Below are 18,021 nucleotides of genomic sequence, written 5' to 3'. Positions count from 1 at the left end.
CTGCACCCAAACATGTTCAACCTAGTCCGGCGGGCAGGTATCTCGCTCACCGAGCACATGCAAATATAACGGGCGTACTGCTTGCCAGCATACCCATCACCGGCGGGTCATGGGGGTCGGCGCAGAGACCGGCTCACGGGGCGGAAGCGAGATCCGCGGACAGGTCAACGAGCGTTGTATCGGACGCGGCAGGCTCTTGGGACACCGGTTGCGCCGAAACAGCCGGCTCCTGATCTGCCGCGGAATCGGCGGCGTCGTGGCCGCCGTCATCGACACCCAGGTCCGGCTGCGAGGTTGCCGGACCGCTCCACACCGGGGCGTCGGCGAACACATCAGCAGGTCGCACGGCCGACGGGGTGCCTTCCGGCGCCCGGTGCCTGCCCGGCACCGAAACGGCGGCGACAGGCGTCTGCACGTGATCGACGGTCGGCGCGGCGAGCACCTCGCCGGAATCGCCGGAATCGGCGATATCCGTGGTGCGATCGTCCAGGCCCGCCCCTCCCTCGGTGGTCGCACCGAATGCCGCAACCGCCATGGCTCGCACCGTCGGTGCCGCGATGAACCCGAGGTCCGGGTCGCGGTGGTCGAGGACGGCGTCGATCACCGCGATCCAGTCCCGAACGAAGTTCTCCGGATACCGGATGACGCTGACCGCGCTCCCGAAGATCGCGGCCCATGCAGTCGGATCACCGGACAGCGCGTCCCGGATCGCGTATAGATCGGTCAGATATGCGCCGTGCCCGAGCTGCGGCAGCGCAGGCAGCAATCCCATGATCGCGCGTGATATCGGCTGGATGACCGCCAGTTCGGCATAGGGAAAATCGAGGATCACCGGGCGCAGCAGGTTGGGTAACCCGACCTGTGCCAGCACGATGGTCAGTGATGGATCGGCGGCGATGAAGACCACATCGGCACCGTCGGACTCCTTGATGACAGTGACGCCGTCGGTACCGGCGGATGCACCTGGCCCGGCCGCCATGATCGGGCCGTAATTCTGGTGTTTGACGAAGAAGCCCACCAGCGCATCCAGTGCCCCGATGGGATCTCGCCGCAGATCGGGTAGGTCACAGATCGCGTCGCCGTCGATGCAGACCGAGTACACCGCAATGTCGCCGAAGTCGCCGTCGCGCGAACCGTCGAGTATCGCCCCCGGATACGCGTTGATGAGGTTGACCTCGGCTCCGGCACCGGCGTTCGTGCCCCGTCGCCGTGGGTCGGAATAGAGCTCACCCGACACTCCGACCGAGGTCACGCCGCCGGCCTTGCCCGCCGCGATGTCGGTCAGTACATCCCCGGCGATGCGGGCCCCCTGTGAATAACCGACGATGACAACCGGTTTGTCCTGGCAGTTGGCCTGATAGGTCGCCACGTCCCGGGCGAGCGCGGCTTTTCCGGTCTCGATGTTCGCGTCGTAACTCTGCGCACCGAGTGGCCAGAAGGTCGCCGGGTAGTCGACCCGGTTGATCACGTAGTCCTGGTCGGTGTACCTGGCCTCCAGGCCCCGGGTGTGCAGGTGGTTCGGATCATCGGTGCCGGCCACCACGAACACTCCGCCGTCACCACAGTCATACGGCGCTGACTCGGCGGCGAGCCCCGGAGCGCTCCCGAGGAAACCGAGCACCGGCAGCGCCGCCGCCGCAGCACCGGAGGCAAGCGCCACCGCGCGCCGATTGGTCCGTTTCGAAACAACACGACCACGCCTTGTCTGAACACCCACAGCAGCCCCAGTTGTTTCGAATTGCTAACTGCCTCAGGCAATTCAAGGCGATGCACTGAAGTTACGACAGGTATTGACAATGACCAATCGCGTGAACGTAGTACAGAGCGGACTACACGATGGCGAATCACAGAATCTCCCTGCGCTGAACGCTTTTTTGCACAGGAAGCGCGTGTTATATCCTTTTGGCCAGGTCCTGAGTGTCAGCGACAAGCCCCGGCTAGCTGACCGGCAACCCTCCAACCGCGGTGGGGTGCTCCGGGTGACGACCAGGTTGCGGTTCGCCGCGGCAAGCGCGGGGTCCGAAAGGTCGGACCCTCTAATTGGATGTCTAACGACCAAGAAAGAGAAGTCCTACATGTCTGACACCGACGTCAATCCGGCCGACAACTGGAGCTTTGAAACCAAGCAGGTCCATGTTGGCCAGAGCCCGGATTCGGCAACCTCCGCCCGTGCCCTGCCGATCTACCAGACAACGTCGTACACGTTCCGCGACACCGAGCACGCCGCCAACCTCTTCGGTCTGGCCGAGCCCGGCAACATCTACACCCGCATCATGAACCCCACCCAGGACGCCGTCGAGCAGCGCATCGCAGCCCTCGAAGGTGGCGTGGCGGCTCTGCTCGTCGCGTCGGGTCAGGCCGCCGAGACCTATTCGATCCTGAACATCGTCGAAAACGGCGGTCATGTGGTGTCGAGCCCCCGCCTCTACGGCGGCACGTACAACCTCTTCCACTACACGCTTCCCAAGCTCGGCATCCAGGTCAGTTTCGTTGATGACCCGGAAGACCTCGACAGCTGGCGCGCGGCCATCCAGCCCAACACCCGCGCCCTGTTCGGTGAGACCATCTCGAACCCGAACAACGAGATCCTCGACCTCCCCGGCATCTCCGCCGTTGCCCACGAGGCCGGCCTGCCACTGATCGTCGACAACACCGTCGCCACCCCGTACCTGATCAACCCGCTGGAGCACGGCGCCGACATCGTGGTGCATTCGGCCACGAAATACCTTGGTGGACATGGCACCGCGATCGGAGGCGTGATCGTCGACGGTGGCACCTTCGACTGGCGCGGCCAGCGTGACGGTGTGGACCTGTTCCCCGGATTCACCACCCCGGACCCGAGCTACCACGGTGCGATCTTCGCCGACCTCGGTGCTCCGGCCTACGCCCTCAAGGCCCGCGTGCAGTGGTTGCGCGATACCGGTGCCGCCATCTCGCCGTTCAACGCCTTCCTCATCGCCCAGGGCCTGGAAACCCTCAGCCTGCGGATCGAGCGCCACGTGTCGAACGCCCAGAAAGTGGCCAAGTACCTGGAGGAGCACCCGCAGGTGGAGTCGGTGGCATACGCCGGACTCGAATCCTCGCGCTGGTACAAGCGAGGCCAGGAATTGGCCCCGCGTGGCCAGGGCGCGATCATCGGCTTCGAGATCGCCGGCGGCGTGGACGCAGGCAAGAGGTTCGTCGACGCACTGGTCCTGCACAGCCATGTCGCCAACATCGGTGATGTGCGCTCGCTGGTCATCCATCCCGCCTCGACCACCCACTCCCAGCTGATCGCCGAAGAGCAGCTGGCCGCAGGCGTGACCCCCGGACTGGTCCGGTTGGCTGTCGGCATCGAGAACATCGTCGACATCATCGCCGACCTCGATGCAGGCTTCGCTGCGGCCAAGTGAGGTGAGTATCGACCCGCACACGCCACCACGAACTCATCCGGACTGGGAATTCCTGCCTGATGGGCAGCTGACCAGTGTGTCGGTCGGCCCGATTTCGCTGGACAACGGCGGACAGATCGAGAATGTGACCCTGGCGTTTCAGCGCTGGGGCACACTCTCGCCCACCCGCGACAACGTTGTTCTGGCACTGCATGCCCTGACCGGCGACTCCCACGCAACCGGACCCGTCGGTCCTGATCAGCCCACCCCCGGTTGGTGGGATGGGCTGATCGGTCCGGGCGCCGCGGTCGACACCGACGAGTGGTGTGTCATCTCGGCAAATGTCCTCGGCGGATGCGGCGGTTCCACCGGCCCGGCATCACTGGATTCCGAAGGTCAGGTGTGGGGTTCACGTTTCCCCACCATCACCGTTCTCGATCAGGTCCGCGCCGAGGTCGCACTGCTCGACGCACTGCAGATCGATTCCGTCGCAGCCGTCATCGGCGGCTCGATGGGTGGCGCCCGCGCTCTGGAATGGGTCATCGGCTACCCGCAGCGAGTGCGGAGCGGCTTGATCCTGGCCGTCGGCGCTCGCGCATCAGCTGACCAAATCGGTACGCAGACAACACAGATCGCGGCAATCAAGGCCGATGCCAACTGGCAGAACGGCGACTATCACGGTAGTGGTCGGACACCCACGTCAGGTCTTGGCATTGCCCGCCGCATCGCGCACATGTACTACCGCAGCGAACCCGAACTCGACCAGAGGTTCGCCAATCTCCCTCAGGGACAAGAAGATCCGTTACACGGCGGCCGTTACGCGGTGCAGAGCTACCTCGAACACCAGGCCGACAAGCTTGTCCGCCGGTTCGATCCGGGTAGCTACGTGGTGCTGTCCGAGGTGCTCAACAACCACGACGTCGGACGCGGACGCGGTGGCGTCGAAGCCGCCCTGCGGAGCTGCCATGTACCAGTGGTGGTCGGTGGCATCGATTCCGACAGGCTCTATCCCCTGCGTCAGCAGATCGAGTTGGCCGAACTCATGCCCGGCTGCGTCGATGGACTGCACGTGGTGCATTCCGCCAACGGTCACGACGGATTCCTGACCGAATTCGATGCGATCTCAGACCTTCTCAAGAAGACTCTCGTCCTCGCGCGTGGCTGATACCTCCACCTGACCGGCTCGGCCCACGTGGCAGTCGGTCAGGTGCGGCGGCACCGGAGCATCGTCAGGTTGCGGGCTGCGAAGTAGGCACCGTACCCGACGCCGGATCTCCGGACTGCGGTGCATCAGACGGCGATGAACCCGAGGGGGCCACGAGCGCCGGCTGTGACGGCGCCGGGCCCTCCCCCTCCTGCGGCTGACCGGGTTCGATCTCCGGAGTCGGTTCAGGCGTGGTTGATTCCGGTGGCGGTGGCGGTGGAGTCGACGGAGACGACGGGCCCACCTTGGGTGGCCAGGTGAGGCTCGGCAGCGGGAACGGGATCAACGACGGGCTCAGGGTCCTCGTCGGCGGATCCGACGACGACGTTGGTGGCGGCAATTCGGTTGTCGCCCAGCCGAGTTCGGGGTTTCCGCCGGCAACCGGCGGTGCCATATCCCACGTGGTCCGCGTTGGAATCTGCGTCGGCGTGGAGGTCACCTGCGCGTTGGTCGTCGTGGTTGTGGTCGTGGTCGTGGTCGTTGTCTGCGGCGGCGCTTCAGCGATCACGGACGGCGACGCCGGGGGCTCCGGGACCTTGTTCGGTGTCGACGGGTTGCCTGCGAGCGACGATCCGACCGCGTACACGGTCATCAACGCTCCCGCGAGCAATGCACCGAACATGGCCAGCGGCGCCGCCGACAACCAGTCGCGGCTGCGCCGGCCACCGATGAAAGCGAGTCCGGCAGGCCGGATGCTCGCGGCGGCCAGCCGGGCCGCGCCGGTGGCCGCAACCGATTCCGGGCCGTGCGGAAGCACCGCTTCGACGCCGACCTCATCGGTGATGAGGTCGCGGACCAGCGGAATGTTGGCGACACCACCGATGAGCACGACGGCGTCCGGACGGGAGACCGCCGTGTAGTCGGCGACCTCTGCCGCCGCCGCCTGCGCCATCGGCCGGATGAGAGCTTCGAACGCCGATCGGGTCACGGTGCCGGCATCCGACGAGCCACCGACGGTCAGGGAGGTCGACTCACTGACCGACAGTTCTTCTTTTGCGGTCCGGCAGGCGCTCAGCACCGTAGACCTGCGACGTCCGCGCAAGCGACCATTGGTGGTGTGTTCCTGCATCAGCAGAGCATCGAGCTCGGCGCCCGAAATCGCCTCGCTCCGCCTCAGGTCACTGACCCGTCCAGTCGCCGGATCAAGTGTGTACGTGCTCATTCCGGTGTCGCCGAGGTCCACGACGACCACTGAGGCAAACCGGCCGATCTCGCCGGTGGAACGCAATTGATGGGCCACAGCCTCTGTTTCGGCGATCAACTGGATCTGCCGCTTGGCACCGGTGCCACGAGAAGCGATTTCGCGAGCGTGCTCGTCGGTGCGGTACGCGACGCCGATCGGCCCGACCTTGCTCCCGCGGTCCTGCGCGGTACCCAACATCAGATCGATGCCGGAGTTCACGCGGCCCGCGCGGGTCAGACCATCGGTGAGGTCGACGTCGATGACGCGGTTGATCGAACTCTGGCGACCATTGTCATCGGTCGACAGCAGGACACAGTGGATCATTCCACTGCCTGCGGACAAACCCAGTGACGTACTCATGGTCCTCATTCCGATCGCTATCGCTCGGTTGGGGCCCAGATGATGCCGATTTCACACCCCTGATCCATTCACTGCCGCTGTTGGACAGTTCCCCTACTGCCATTGTCTACGGCCGCGCCAGTACTTTTCGGCACGACCAAAGTCAACAGACAATTACAGCAACGGGAACCATTGTAATCAATCTGTGCCCAAAGGGTCGATCGAGGTCGCCAACCAGAGGATGGCGACACCGACTACCACCATCGACGACACGTCCGCTACACGTCCACGAACCTCGAGGAGACCGGCGCGTGATGTCGGCAATATCGCCCGGAGAAGCGCCGCAAGCAAGGCGGCCGAACCGAGAACGAAGGTCCCTCGACGCCAGCGGTCGAAGATCAAGAAGATCGCGGCCACCACGATCAGCGCCATGACGGCGATGAAAGGTATCTGGACCAGCACCGTCCGCAACTGCCGGACGCGATGAAAGCGACGGGCGCGCGCACGCCGTGCGCTTGTTGCTGCCCCCTCGCCCGCGGCCGACCTGCTGCTCATATCCGGGTCAGCTTCGCGACAACGCGGATTCGGCGCGCTCGACGACATTGGCCATCAGGAACGCTCGGGTGAGCGGTCCGACACCACCGGGGTTTGGTGAGACACATCCGGCGACATCCCACACCGCGGGGTCCACGTCGCCGACCAAACCTGCATCCGTTCGACTGACACCGACATCGACAACCGCGGCTCCGGGCTTGACCATGTCGGCGGTGATGAGGCCGGCCACGCCGGCTGCCGCGATCACGATGTCGGCGCGCGAGACCTCGGCGGCGAGGTCCGCGGTGCCGGTGTGACACAGCGTGACAGTGGCGTTCTCGGTCCGGCGGGTGAACAAGAGCCCGATCGGACGTCCCACCGTCACGCCGCGGCCGACGACAACAACATGGGATCCGGCAATCGGCACGTCGTACCGCCGCAGCAGATGCAGGATGCCACGCGGGGTGCACGGCAGCGGAGCATCGGACGACGTCCCCGAGCCGTCCAGCACAAGCCGGCCCAGATTGATCGGATGCAGGCCGTCGGCATCCTTGGCGGGGTCGATCCGCTCCAGCGCGGCGTTCTCGTCGAGATGCTTGGGCAGCGGCAGCTGGACGATGTATCCGGTGCAGGCCGGATCGGCGTTCAGGTCGTCGATGACCGCGTTGAGTTGCTCGGTGGTGATGTCGGCGGGCAGATCCTTGCGGATCGATGCGATGCCGAGTTTGGCGCAATCGTTGTGCTTGCCACGCACGTAGGCGTGGGAGCCGGGGTCTTCACCGACCAGCACGGTACCGAGACCGGGAACGATCCCGGCGGCGCGGAGCTTGTCCACCCTCTCTTTCAGGTCGACAAAAATTTCGTCACGGGTGGCTTTTCCGTCCAACACAGCTGCACTCACGACACCCATCATTTCAGGTCGCGGCCGCAGGTTGTGCAGGCCATGGATCTAGCGGGTGTCGAAGCACGCGATCTTCGACGATCCGATACCCGAGATCCACACTTTGCCGCCGGTCTCGACCACTCCGGTGCTCTGGCCGAAACCCGGGACATGTGCCCGATGATCTGCGATAACACGTCCGCTGGGCAACTCGATCTCGAGCAGCCACAGCGGGGACACCGGCTCCGGCAGAAAACGATCCGGCACCTGCCAGAGCAACTTCCGCAGCCGCGGATATCCGGCGAGCAGTTCCAGCGGACGGCTCCGCATACCCGCCATCGCCAGCCACATGCGCTGTCCGTCGTGACTCAACGACGCGTTGTCCGGGTATCCGGGCAGCCGGTCGAGAAGCATCGATTGCTCGCCCGTCGCCGGATCGTAGGACCGCACCCGGTGTCCACCGGTCTCGGCGATGAACAGACGTCCGCCACTGGCCACTATTCCGTTGGCGAACTGCAGGTCGTCCAGGACAACGGTGGCGCTCGGACGCAGATCGTCGTCGAGGTCCACCCGGAGCAGCCGCCCGGTCGCCGAGTGCTCGATGATGTCGGCTTTGTAGTGGTCGTAACCGAACCGCGTGGTGGACTGACTCACGTACAGCACACGCGGCCGCGGATCGGTGCCACCGGTGTGCTCGGTCACGATCACGTTGGAACAGAACGTCAGCCGATGACCGTCCACCTCGTCGAGGATGGTCTCGATCACGTGGGTGTCGAGGTCCATCTGCAGTAGTCCACGTTCGCTGTCACAGATGAGCAGTCGCCTGCCAAGCACTTCCATACCGAGTGGTCGCCCGCCCGTGGTGGCAACCACCTGCCAGCGCCCGGTGTCGGGATCGATGCAGATGATGTCGCCACCGATCGCCCCGGTCCAGATCCGCCCGCGGCCGTCGACGACCACATCTTCGGGTGAGTCGGATTCGATATCGATGACGGTGATCTCGGGTTCCTGCGGCTCCGGCCAGCCATCGGTCGTCGCAGGGGTCGACGTCCAGCGCACCGGGGAGATCGATGGCTTGCTCAGGTCAGCCTCCGATGTCGAGTCCGTGTGCTGCCGCGAATTCCATCGCCTGACCGTGGTCGACGAGTGAACCGGTGACTTTGGCCTGCAGCCAGAGCATCGGATCTATTCTCGCACCACGCAGATTCGCCTCACCGAGTTTTGTGCCGATCGCACGGACACCCGACAGGTCCGACCCGGCCAGGTCGGCGCCGGTGAGATTCGAATCCGACAGGTTCGCCTCCCGCATCCGGCAACCCCGCAGGACAACACCCGAGAGGTCCAGGCCACCGATGGACGTGAGTGAGAGATCGCTGTCGATGATCTTCATCGGCCGGACCCGCGAGTTGGTGATGACCGACCCCAGCAGACTGCAGTCCCTCATCTCGACCTTGTTCAGGTGTGTGCGTTCGAAGTGGCAGTTGCGGAACGCGCTCGAAGAGTGTTTCGAGAATCCGAGGTTGGCGCCGGTGAAGTCACAATCAGTGAAGGTCACTGCACGAGTGGACAATTCACTCAGGTCAGCTTCGACGAAGCTACAGCTGACAAACTCCCGGTCTTCCCAGGTCTCCCCTGAGAAGTCGGCATAGTCGAACTGTTCACCCTGCGCCACATCAGTCATGCCCCATGTCTACACGGGCACACCCGTCCACCCAAACGAGCCAGAAAATACGAAGACGAGCCACTATTTGTGGCTCGTCTTTGCAAAGGCGGGTCGTTTTGCGACACCCATCGGTGGGGTCGATGCGCCGGTACGGCAAGCTTGGCGAGTGTTCAGAATGCTATTTCACGAACCATGTATCCCACCCAATACCGGAAATGCGATCAGACTGGCCGCCAACACCGGTTGTGAACTCCACCTGGTCGAACCACTCGGTTTCGACCTGTCCGAGCCCAAAGTCAAACGAGCCGGACTCGACTACCACGACATGGCGACGGTGAGTGTCCATTCCGATCTGCTGGCGGCGTGGGGCGCACTGGCACCCAAGCGGGTGTACGCCTTCACCGCCCATGCGGACACTTTTTACACCGACATCAAATATCAGCCCGGCGACGTCCTGCTGTTCGGCCCGGAACCCACCGGACTATCCGCCGAGGTTTTGGCAGACCCCCACATCACCGAGACCGTCCGCATCCCGATGCTGCCCGGACGACGCTCCCTCAACCTGGCCAACGCCGCGAGCATCGTGATCTACGAAGCCTGGCGTCAACACGGATTCCCCGGCGCCGTCTGAGCACCCGGTCAGTCGAGGGGCAGGCCGCGCATGACAAATCTGCGCAGCATGGCGGTCGTCGGCTCGGCGATCATGAGCTCGGCGTTGTCGGCCGGGGAGACCTCTGTGACCGTCAGCTGTAGTTCACCACCGGGCAGGATGTCCGCGGTGTAACCACGTTTGTCGCGGGCCCATTGCATGCTCAACCCGCCGTCCACGGTGGCGGACGGTGTGGACTCGGTCCAGTAGGAACTGCTCAGACCGTCCCAGTACGACTCGAAGAACGCCTTGGCCTCGGCCGTCGGTGCCAGCGAACCGGCACCCTTCCAACCGTCCTCCAGTTCCCACAGATCCTTGATGTGGGAGTCGATGACCTGCTTGGCGTTCGCCTGGTCGTCTCCCGACGCTTGTTTGTCGAGATTGCTCGAATACGTGCTTCTCGTGGTCATATACCGAGGTTAGGCTCTTTCCGGCCGCCGGGTGGTACCCGTGCCCGCGGCGGCCGAAGTCACCGGGCCCAATCCACCTGTTCCGCGTCGCAAGCAGCAGCGCACGCCGGCGGGGGCTCGTGACCCCGCCGCGGTGGCTGCTGCCGCCATGGCCCGGTTGATCTGACTGGATCGACCAGGTCCGGGCGGCAGCACCACCGCTTTCACACTATGAAGTTGTCGATGTTCGCGCGCGGTCCCGGCCGGAGCCGGGTGCGACAGGGGAAGTCAGTTGCGTCAGAGTCAGGCAGCGAGAGTGAGTGTTCGCCTGTTGTAAGCAGGCAGCGGTCTTCGCTGTGGGTCGATGTCAGCGGGCGGGATCAGCCACGGGTGACCGTCGGAGCCCATGATCACGTCCCAGTCGGTGTTGTGAACCGCCATGTGGCAGGTGCGGCACAACAGGCACCCGTTCTCCAACGTGGTCGGGCCGCCGTCGACGAAGTGCACGATGTGATGGCAGTCCGACCAACTGGCATATCCGCCGCATTTCACACAGCAGGTGTCGCGGATGATGATCGCTTTACGCACCAACCCCTTGAACAGCCGTTGCGGCGGACTCAAATCAACAGGCACCTGCTGCCCGTCCAGGGTGATCGAGGTGATCGACGAATCACACGCCAACATCGCCGCGGTCGCCTCGGTGATCGGACCCATCCACGGCAGTGATGCAGCCTCGGGATGATCGGCGGGAACGGTGACCATCACCTCGGTCCGCGGCGCCGACACCAGCGTCTGCCCACCACCACCGCAGTCAAGCAGTTGATGCAGGGCGTCGGCGCGTCGTTGCGAGAGTGTGCGCGGATCGTCCGAGCCGTCGGGCTGCGGCCGTTTCTTGCTCCAGAAGTCCAACGCGGAGAACAACTTTTCACCGATCACCGCATCCACATCGAACGTCCCGACACAACGACCTTCACGGACCGCGTAGTCCAGACTGTTCAAGGACCGGTCTTCGGCCGGTGGTGGCCCCCCGGTGTCCTTCGCCATCTCGTTCCCCAGCAACCGGGCGGCCGCACCGATCTCAGCCGGCGTCGCCCCGGAAATTGCCTGACTCAACAACTTCCGCTCGAACTCAACCTTCTCCTCGGCCGCGACCGCAACCGCGGACCGGCCGACCACATGCGCCACACCTTTGACCACAGCATCGACGTGCTCGGATGCAAGAAACCCGTCCCTCGAATAACCCGCAGTCCGATCCAAGCCATCGATGCCGACACCGATGCGTAACCAGCGGTATGCGGAGACCGGGGCTGCACCGTTGGCCTGCAACAACTTTGCCGTTGTCGATCCGGCTGTGCGAGCGATGCCGGACTCGTCGATCACCGCGGCGCACACCATGAGTTGATGCTCGGTCGCGTTGCGTAGGGTGATCAGATCTTTTGTCATCCCGAGCGCCGCGTGGGGATCGTCGGGTAGCACCAAGTCGACCAGGGAATCAACCATATCGAGAAGCCGCACCACAGAACACCTCCGGGCATGAAGCAACAGGAAAGCTGATCAATTCTCTTGGGAAGAGGATTTGTTCGTCAGTGGTCTCTGCGATCAACTGACCCCAGCCTAGCGGTTCGAACACGTGTTCGCAAGGGTAGATTCTCACCAATTATGTTTTGCTGCAACATCTTTCGATAGCAATGCGAAGAAACTCAGCGCGGCGACTCAACCAACGATTTTGAATCTTTTAACGCGTGAAGTGGCACCACCTGTCAACGTCACGCAGCTTTTTGCAACACCGAAGTGCTTGGCCAGCAATGCCGCGACAGCCGCATTGGCTTTGCCTTCGGTGGCCGGTTCCCGGACGAACACCGTGAGCGCACCCGCGTCGTCGGTTTCGATCAGCGGGCCCTTACGACTGTTCGGCTTCACCGTGACCACCACCAGTTTTTCCACGCCTTCAGGTTATTACGCCATGATCAACGACGGTTTTCAGCACACTCGACGGATCAGGCCCAATCCCGGGATCGGCTGGCGACCCGAAGATCCATGCGCTGCATACGTTCTGCCACCACGGTCACCGCACCCTCGGCGTTCTGAACCCGGCCCCGGATCAGTAGAGCAGGCGACGACTGGGCCAACTTGCGGTATTTGGCCCACAAACCCACCGAGCAGACCACGTTGACCATGCCGGTTTCGTCCTCGAGATTCACAAAGGTCACCCCCGAGGCGGTGGCCGGCCGCTGCCGATGTGTCACCGCTCCCCCGACCAGCACCCGGGAACCATCGGGCACCGACAACAGATCGGCCGCCGCGACCACACCGAGCTCTTTGAGCTGGGGCCGGATGAATTCGGTGGGATAGCTTCCCGGGCTGACGCCGGTGGCCCACACATCCGAGGCGGCCATCTCCACATCACTCATACCCGGCAGCGCGGGTGATCCGTTGACCTCGTGCAACGCCAGCCGATCCGACTTCTCCGCAGCGGCTGCCCCGGCATCCCACAACGCCTGGCGGCGGCTGGTCCCGAAACACTCCAGTGCCCCCGCCGTGGCCAGCGACTCCAGTTGCCGGGTGCTCACCTCACAGCGACGGGACAGGTCCGCAGCACCGTTGAACGGTCCCCCGGCGTCCCGCTGCGCCACGATCTTCTCGGCCAGATCGATGCCGATGTTGCGCACCGACCCCAGCCCGAGCCGGACATCGAGGCCACCGTTCTCCAGGTCCGCATGGGGCTGCGAGACGTTGATGTCCGGTCCGTGAACCCTGACCCCATGCCTGCGGGCATCGGCGACCAACGACTGCGGTGAGTAGAAACCCATCGGCTGAGCCTTCAGCAGTGCCGCACAGAAGGCCGCCGGGTGATGCAGCTTGAGCCACGACGAATAGAAGACCAGGGAGGCGAAACTCTGCGAATGACTCTCGGGGAAACCGAAATTGGCAAAGGCAGCCATCTTCTCGAAGATGCGATCGGCCACTTCCCCGGTGATCCCGTGCAGGTCTTCCATGCCCTGGTAGAACCGGCTGCGCAGTCGATCCATCTTCTCTGGTGATCGTTTCGACCCCATCGCCCGCCGCAACTGATCGGCCTCGGCGGCGCTGAAGCCGGCAACATCGACCGCCAACTGCATGAGTTGTTCCTGGAACAGCGGTACCCCGAGGGTCCGTTTGAGCGCCTGCTCCATCGAGGGATGCTCACAGGTCGGTTCTTCCAGACCATTGCGACGACGAATGTAGGGATGCACAGACCCACCCTGGATCGGGCCCGGCCGGATCAGTGCCACCTCGACCACCAGGTCGTAGAACTTTCGGGGTTTGAGCCGCGGCAGGGTGGCCATCTGTGCCCGCGACTCCACCTGGAACACACCGACGGTGTCGGCGCGACAGAGCATGTCGTACACCGCCTTTTCGGTGAGATCGATCTTCGCCAGGTCGACGTGGATGTCGCGATGCTCGGCCAGGAAGTCGACGGCGTAGTGGATGGCCGAGAGCATGCCCAGGCCCAGCAGGTCGAACTTCACCAGACCGATTGCGGCACAATCATCTTTGTCCCACTGCAACACGCTGCGGCCGGGCATCCGCGCCCATTCGGTTGGACACACATCGGCGATCGGCCGATCACAGATGACCATGCCACCGGAGTGGATGCCCAGATGCCTTGGCATGCCGTTGATCTGCTCGGCCAGATCGAGCACGTCGTCGGGGATGTCGGTCTCTACCGATTGGGCAGCGCCATACCGGTGCACCTGTTTGCTCCAGGCATCCTGCTGACCCACCGAGTATCCGAGGGCACGAGCCATGTCGCGCACCGACGACTTACCTCGGTAGGTGATCACATTGGCCACCTGGGCCGCGTTCTGCCTGCCGTAGCGTCGGTAGACGTACTGGATGGCCTCTTCACGCCGATCCGATTCGATGTCGACATCGATGTCCGGTGGGCCGTCCCTGGCCGGGGACAAGAACCGCTCGAACAGCAAGCCGTTGCTGACCGCATCCACAGCGGTGACACCAAGGGCATAACAGACCGCCGAGTTCGCGGCGCTACCTCGTCCCTGACACAGGATGTCGTTGGCACGACAGAACGAGACGATGTCGTGTACCACCAGGAAGTAGCCAGGGAAGCCCAGTGAATCGATCACGTTCAGCTCGTGTTCGATCTGCTGGTACGCCTTGGGATGCTCCTGCGGGGTGCCATATCGCTCCAATGCCCCACGTGCGGTGAGCTCACGCAACCACGAACTCTCCGTATACCCTTGCGGCACATCGAAAGGCGGTAGCTGCGGCGCGATCAGATGCAGCCCGAATGCCAGGTCTTTGGCCAGCATGACGGCGTTGTCGAGGGACTCCGGATGTGCGGCGAGCAACCGGGCCATCTCATCCCCGCTGCGCAGATGCGCGCCACCGAGTGGACCGAGCCACCCGTCCATCTCGTCGAGGCTGCGCCGTGCCCGCACCGCAGCCATCGCCATCGCCAGACGCCGACGCTCCGGTGCCGCGAAGTGCGCGCCCGTGGTCGCGACAGTCTGCACCCGATTCCGATGGGCGATCTGCGCGAGGGCGGCATTGCGCTCGTCGTCTTCGGGAACACCGTGGACGGTCAGTTCCATCACCACGTTGTCGCGGCCGAACCTGCCAACCAGATCACGCAGTGCCTTCTCGGCAGCCGACGGACCACCCGTCTCCAGTGCGCGTCGTACATCACCCTTGCGGCAACCGGTCAGGATCAGCCAATGTCCTTGCGCCGCCTGCGCCAGCGTGTCGATGTCGAAGCGCAGCAACCCCTTCTCCCCGGCCGCCATGTGGCCGTCGGCCAGTTGACGCGACAGACGGCGGTAACCCTCCTGCCCCCGGGCCAGGACGAGCAGGTGCGAACCGCTCGGGTCGGCGATCCCGGTCCGAGACGAGTCGTGTTCCAACGACAACTCGGATCCGAAGATGGTGGGCAGTTCCCATTCCCTGGCGGCCTCGGCAAACCGCACCACCCCGTAGAAGCCGTTGTGATCGGTGATCGCCAGCGCCTCGAGTCCCAGCCGGTAGGCCTCCTGCGCCATCTCTTCCGGACTACTGGCACCGTCGAGAAAACTGTACGAGGTATGGGCATGCAATTCGGCGTACGGAGTGGCAGAAGCACCCCTGCTGAGCGCTCCGGCCTCATAGGGCTCGCGCTTGCGGGACCAGGCCGGACTATCACTGCCATCACCGGCAAATGTCTCACCGGACCGGCCGCCGTCGGACGGTCGACCGGACAGTACGCGCTCCATCTCCGACCAGGTCGGAGGGCCATTGTGCCAGCCCATAACCCATGGTATCGAACATAGTTTCGATCAACAAGTCGCCCTCACACCTCGACCAGGGCCGATGGCAGTGAACTACTTCGGTGCCGTGAATCCGACTCTGGCATTGTTGCCTCACATGACGGAACGCATCACAGCTCGCCGGGTCGAGCCCGACCGGGGCGGTCGGATACTGACCGCGACATCGGCGCTCGACACCCCGTTCCTCGCGGTCGACGAGCAGGTACTCGATGCGAACATCGCCCGCATGTCGGCCTTTGCGGCTGCGGCCGGCCTCCGGTTGCGTCCCCACGCGAAGACGCACAAATCACTCATCCTGGGACAACGCCAATTGGACGGCGGCGCAACAGGCCTGACGGTTGCCACCATCGCAGAAGCGGAATCCTTTGCTGCCGGGGGTTTCTCGGACCTCTTCATCGCCTATCCACTGTGGCTGCCCGAGAACAAGGCCGTACGACTGCGTGCGGTGATGGAGCGGGCGCGGGTGCTGCTCGCGGTCGATTCGGTTGCCGGCGCACAGCAACTCGCAGCGCACCTCCCCGGGGCTTCGGTACTGGTCGAGGTCGATTCGGGACATCACCGTACCGGTGTCGCCCCTGAGGTCGTCGGCGATGTGGGAGCAGGCGCGGTCGAAGCGGGATTGCAGGTGCTCGGGAGCTTCACCTTTCCCGGACACAGCTACCGACCCGGTGGCCCGTCCGATGCCGCCGGGGAGGAATCGCGCGCCCTGGCAGTGGCCGCCGAATCACTGCGCAGCCGCCAGATCGACCCGGTGATCCGCAGCGGCGGTTCCACGCCTTCGGTATCTGATGCCGATCCCACGGTCCTCACCGAGATCCGGCCGGGTGTCTACGTGTTCAACGACGCGCAGCAGGTCGAACTCGGGATCGCTACCATGGCCGATGTGGCATTGACGGCAATCGGCACCGTGGTGCACAGCAACGGAGCAAAGGCCATCGTCGACGTCGGCAGCAAAGTCCTCGGGGCAGACCAGCCGGCCTGGATCAGCGGTGGTGGACGGCTTCCCGACGAACCCGAGGCGCGCGTCACCGCACTCTCCGAGCATCACGCAACCATTGATTTCTCGAACACCTCGCGCACCCCGGCACCGGGGATGCGGGTCCGGATCGCCCCCAATCATGTGTGCACTGCCGTCAATCTCGCCGATGAGCTGGTCGTGGTCGGCGCGGATGACGTGGTGACGCACTGGCCCGTCACCGCCCGTGGAGCCAACACGTGAAGCGACTCGGAACCGTGGCTCTGGCAGCCCTGACACTGGCCGTGTCCGCGTGCGCTCCGGACGAACAACCCGAGGTGACACTGGAATTGACCGCAGCCCCCGACATCGAGTTCGACCAGATCGGCATCGATGAGGTCCGCGACACAGCAACCGAATTGGTCTCCTCCACCAGCGATCTGGGGGTCGACATGATCCGCAGCGCCCAGTCAGCGGCCGATCAGCAGGCCGCCAATGCGGTGGTGTCTCCCTGGGGAGCCATGGTCACGCTGCAGATGGTGCGGGCCGGAGCCGGCGGCAACACCGCTGTCGAACTCGATTCCGTACTCGATGTCACCGATACCGACACCGTGGCAGCACTGATCGGTCAGCTCGATCAGGTTTCGGGTGATCCCGGCAGCGTCGATCGGAAGAACCCACCGTCGCCCCCGGTGTTCCACCAGGCATCGGGGATCTTCATCGACGACTCCCTCGAGGTCGGTGCCGACTACCTCGAAGTGCTCGGACGCAGCTTCGGTACCGGCGTCTACCCGGTCGACTTCTCGGTGCCGCAGACCGAATCAGCACTCAACCAGTGGGTTTCGGTCAACACCGGTGGAGAGATCTCACAAACCCCCACCGAGTACAGCACCGAAACCGTGATCAGTCTGCTGTCCACGGTCTTCCTCGCCGGCGCGTGGCAACAACCGTTTTCACCGGACTCCACGACCCCTGCCGAGTTCACCGCCACCGGCGGTTCGGTGTCCAAGGTCGCCACGATGAACAAGACCTTGACCGCACCGCTGCGTCGCGGTCTCGGATGGACCGCGATCTCGCTGCCGTACTCACAGAACCTGGCCATGCAGGTCTTGTTGCCGGACAACGGATCCACACCGGAAAGTCTATTGGGCACAACCGCCCTGACCGATGCGAACACTGCGCTGCGGGCCGGACCCGAGTCGTCGGTGGCGGTGAGTCTGCCCCGCTGGGACATCGCCGGCCAGGTTGATCTCAAGGCCACACTCGAAGGACTCGGCGTCAAGGATCTGTTCACCGATGCCGCAGACCTCACCGCGATCAGCAGGCAGCTGGTGGTAACCGCCGCCGCACAGAACACCTCGATCACCGTCGGAGAGAAGGGCACGGTTGCCGCATCGGCCACCCAAATCGATGTCGGTGTCACCTCCGCACAGCCGGACAACCCGGCGGAGACCTTTGTCGCCGACCGGCCATTCGTCTTTCAGATCGTCGACACCTCAACCGGTTTGCCACTGTTCCTCGGTGTGGTCAACCGTCCCGGTCAGGGTTGAC

16 protein-coding genes and 1 riboswitch are annotated in these 18,021 nt (G+C 64.2%); of the genes, 6 read left to right on the top strand and 10 right to left on the bottom strand.

What is annotated here, in order from left to right:
• Positions 1-133 precede the first annotated feature (133 nt).
• Positions 134-1,660, bottom strand: a complete 1,527-nt coding sequence (locus AC56PL_RS22590; protein ID WP_497155196.1) for a cutinase family protein — start codon at positions 1,658-1,660, stop codon at positions 134-136.
• 249 nt (positions 1,661-1,909) lie between these two features.
• A riboswitch (SAM riboswitch) is annotated at positions 1,910-2,019 on the top strand.
• Between the two features lie 56 nt (positions 2,020-2,075).
• Between AC56PL_RS22590 and AC56PL_RS22585 the strand changes: the two genes are divergently transcribed.
• Both AC56PL_RS22585 and metX read left to right on the top strand, forming a co-directional pair.
• The gene (locus AC56PL_RS22585) at positions 2,076-3,392 is read left to right on the top strand and encodes a bifunctional o-acetylhomoserine/o-acetylserine sulfhydrylase (RefSeq protein ID WP_495517882.1); all 1,317 of its coding nucleotides are present in this window, start codon (positions 2,076-2,078) and stop codon (positions 3,390-3,392) included.
• Position 3,393: 1 nt separating this feature from the next.
• Positions 3,394-4,536 carry a homoserine O-acetyltransferase MetX gene (metX, locus tag AC56PL_RS22580; protein ID WP_497155195.1) on the top strand — a complete coding sequence of 381 codons (1,143 nt, stop codon included), beginning with the start codon at positions 3,394-3,396 and terminating at the stop codon, positions 4,534-4,536.
• Between the two features lie 64 nt (positions 4,537-4,600).
• Here metX and AC56PL_RS22575 read toward each other — a convergent pair whose 3' ends face one another.
• From AC56PL_RS22575 to AC56PL_RS22555, 5 genes are all read right to left on the bottom strand, one after another.
• The gene (locus AC56PL_RS22575; RefSeq protein ID WP_497155194.1) at positions 4,601-6,118 is read right to left on the bottom strand and encodes an Hsp70 family protein; all 1,518 of its coding nucleotides are present in this window, start codon (positions 6,116-6,118) and stop codon (positions 4,601-4,603) included.
• A gap of 177 nt (positions 6,119-6,295) precedes the next feature.
• Positions 6,296-6,652 carry a DUF3017 domain-containing protein gene (locus tag AC56PL_RS22570; RefSeq protein ID WP_495517885.1) on the bottom strand — a complete coding sequence of 119 codons (357 nt, stop codon included), beginning with the start codon at positions 6,650-6,652 and terminating at the stop codon, positions 6,296-6,298.
• Between the two features lie 7 nt (positions 6,653-6,659).
• Positions 6,660-7,532 carry a bifunctional methylenetetrahydrofolate dehydrogenase/methenyltetrahydrofolate cyclohydrolase gene (locus AC56PL_RS22565; RefSeq protein ID WP_497155193.1) on the bottom strand — a complete coding sequence of 291 codons (873 nt, stop codon included), beginning with the start codon at positions 7,530-7,532 and terminating at the stop codon, positions 6,660-6,662.
• 48 nt (positions 7,533-7,580) lie between these two features.
• Positions 7,581-8,570 carry an SMP-30/gluconolactonase/LRE family protein gene (locus AC56PL_RS22560; RefSeq protein WP_497155192.1) on the bottom strand — a complete coding sequence of 330 codons (990 nt, stop codon included), beginning with the start codon at positions 8,568-8,570 and terminating at the stop codon, positions 7,581-7,583.
• A 25-nt stretch (positions 8,571-8,595) separates the two neighbouring features.
• The gene (locus AC56PL_RS22555; protein ID WP_495517888.1) at positions 8,596-9,192 is read right to left on the bottom strand and encodes a pentapeptide repeat-containing protein; all 597 of its coding nucleotides are present in this window, start codon (positions 9,190-9,192) and stop codon (positions 8,596-8,598) included.
• 148 nt (positions 9,193-9,340) lie between these two features.
• Between AC56PL_RS22555 and AC56PL_RS22550 the strand changes: the two genes are divergently transcribed.
• Positions 9,341-9,805 carry a TrmH family RNA methyltransferase gene (locus AC56PL_RS22550; protein WP_495517889.1) on the top strand — a complete coding sequence of 155 codons (465 nt, stop codon included), beginning with the start codon at positions 9,341-9,343 and terminating at the stop codon, positions 9,803-9,805.
• A gap of 8 nt (positions 9,806-9,813) precedes the next feature.
• Here AC56PL_RS22550 and AC56PL_RS22545 read toward each other — a convergent pair whose 3' ends face one another.
• Positions 9,814-10,233, bottom strand: coding sequence for a hypothetical protein (locus AC56PL_RS22545; RefSeq protein WP_495517890.1), 420 nt, complete (start codon positions 10,231-10,233; stop codon positions 9,814-9,816).
• A gap of 40 nt (positions 10,234-10,273) precedes the next feature.
• Here AC56PL_RS22545 and AC56PL_RS22540 point away from each other — a divergent pair, with 40 nt between their 5' ends.
• Positions 10,274-10,399, top strand: a complete 126-nt coding sequence (locus AC56PL_RS22540; protein WP_497155191.1) for a hypothetical protein — start codon at positions 10,274-10,276, stop codon at positions 10,397-10,399.
• Positions 10,400-10,515: 116 nt separating this feature from the next.
• Here the strand turns inward: AC56PL_RS22540 and AC56PL_RS22535 are convergent, their stop codons facing one another.
• From AC56PL_RS22535 to AC56PL_RS22525, 3 genes are all read right to left on the bottom strand, one after another.
• On the bottom strand, positions 10,516-11,727 hold the full coding sequence (locus AC56PL_RS22535; RefSeq protein WP_497155190.1) for an HNH endonuclease: 1,212 nt from the start codon (positions 11,725-11,727) through the stop codon (positions 10,516-10,518).
• 198 nt (positions 11,728-11,925) lie between these two features.
• Positions 11,926-12,156 carry a DUF167 family protein gene (locus AC56PL_RS22530; RefSeq protein WP_495517892.1) on the bottom strand — a complete coding sequence of 77 codons (231 nt, stop codon included), beginning with the start codon at positions 12,154-12,156 and terminating at the stop codon, positions 11,926-11,928.
• A 53-nt stretch (positions 12,157-12,209) separates the two neighbouring features.
• A complete protein-coding gene (locus AC56PL_RS22525; RefSeq protein ID WP_497155189.1) occupies positions 12,210-15,497 on the bottom strand; it encodes an error-prone DNA polymerase in 3,288 nt (1,095 codons plus the stop codon).
• Positions 15,498-15,612: 115 nt separating this feature from the next.
• On the opposite strand from AC56PL_RS22525, the gene AC56PL_RS22520 reads away from it, so the two are divergent.
• Positions 15,613-16,734 (top strand): alanine racemase, encoded by a 1,122-nt coding sequence (locus tag AC56PL_RS22520; protein ID WP_497155188.1) that lies wholly within the window; start codon positions 15,613-15,615, stop codon positions 16,732-16,734.
• Positions 16,731-18,020 carry a serpin family protein gene (locus AC56PL_RS22515; protein ID WP_497155187.1) on the top strand — a complete coding sequence of 430 codons (1,290 nt, stop codon included), beginning with the start codon at positions 16,731-16,733 and terminating at the stop codon, positions 18,018-18,020. Before AC56PL_RS22520 ends, AC56PL_RS22515 begins: the two co-directional genes overlap by 4 nt.
• Position 18,021 lies beyond the last annotated feature (1 nt).

This window comes from Williamsia sp. Y721 (assembly GCF_059683565.1).
Note: the sequence above shows the minus strand (reverse complement) of the source record. Positions and strands in the feature narration are given on the sequence as shown.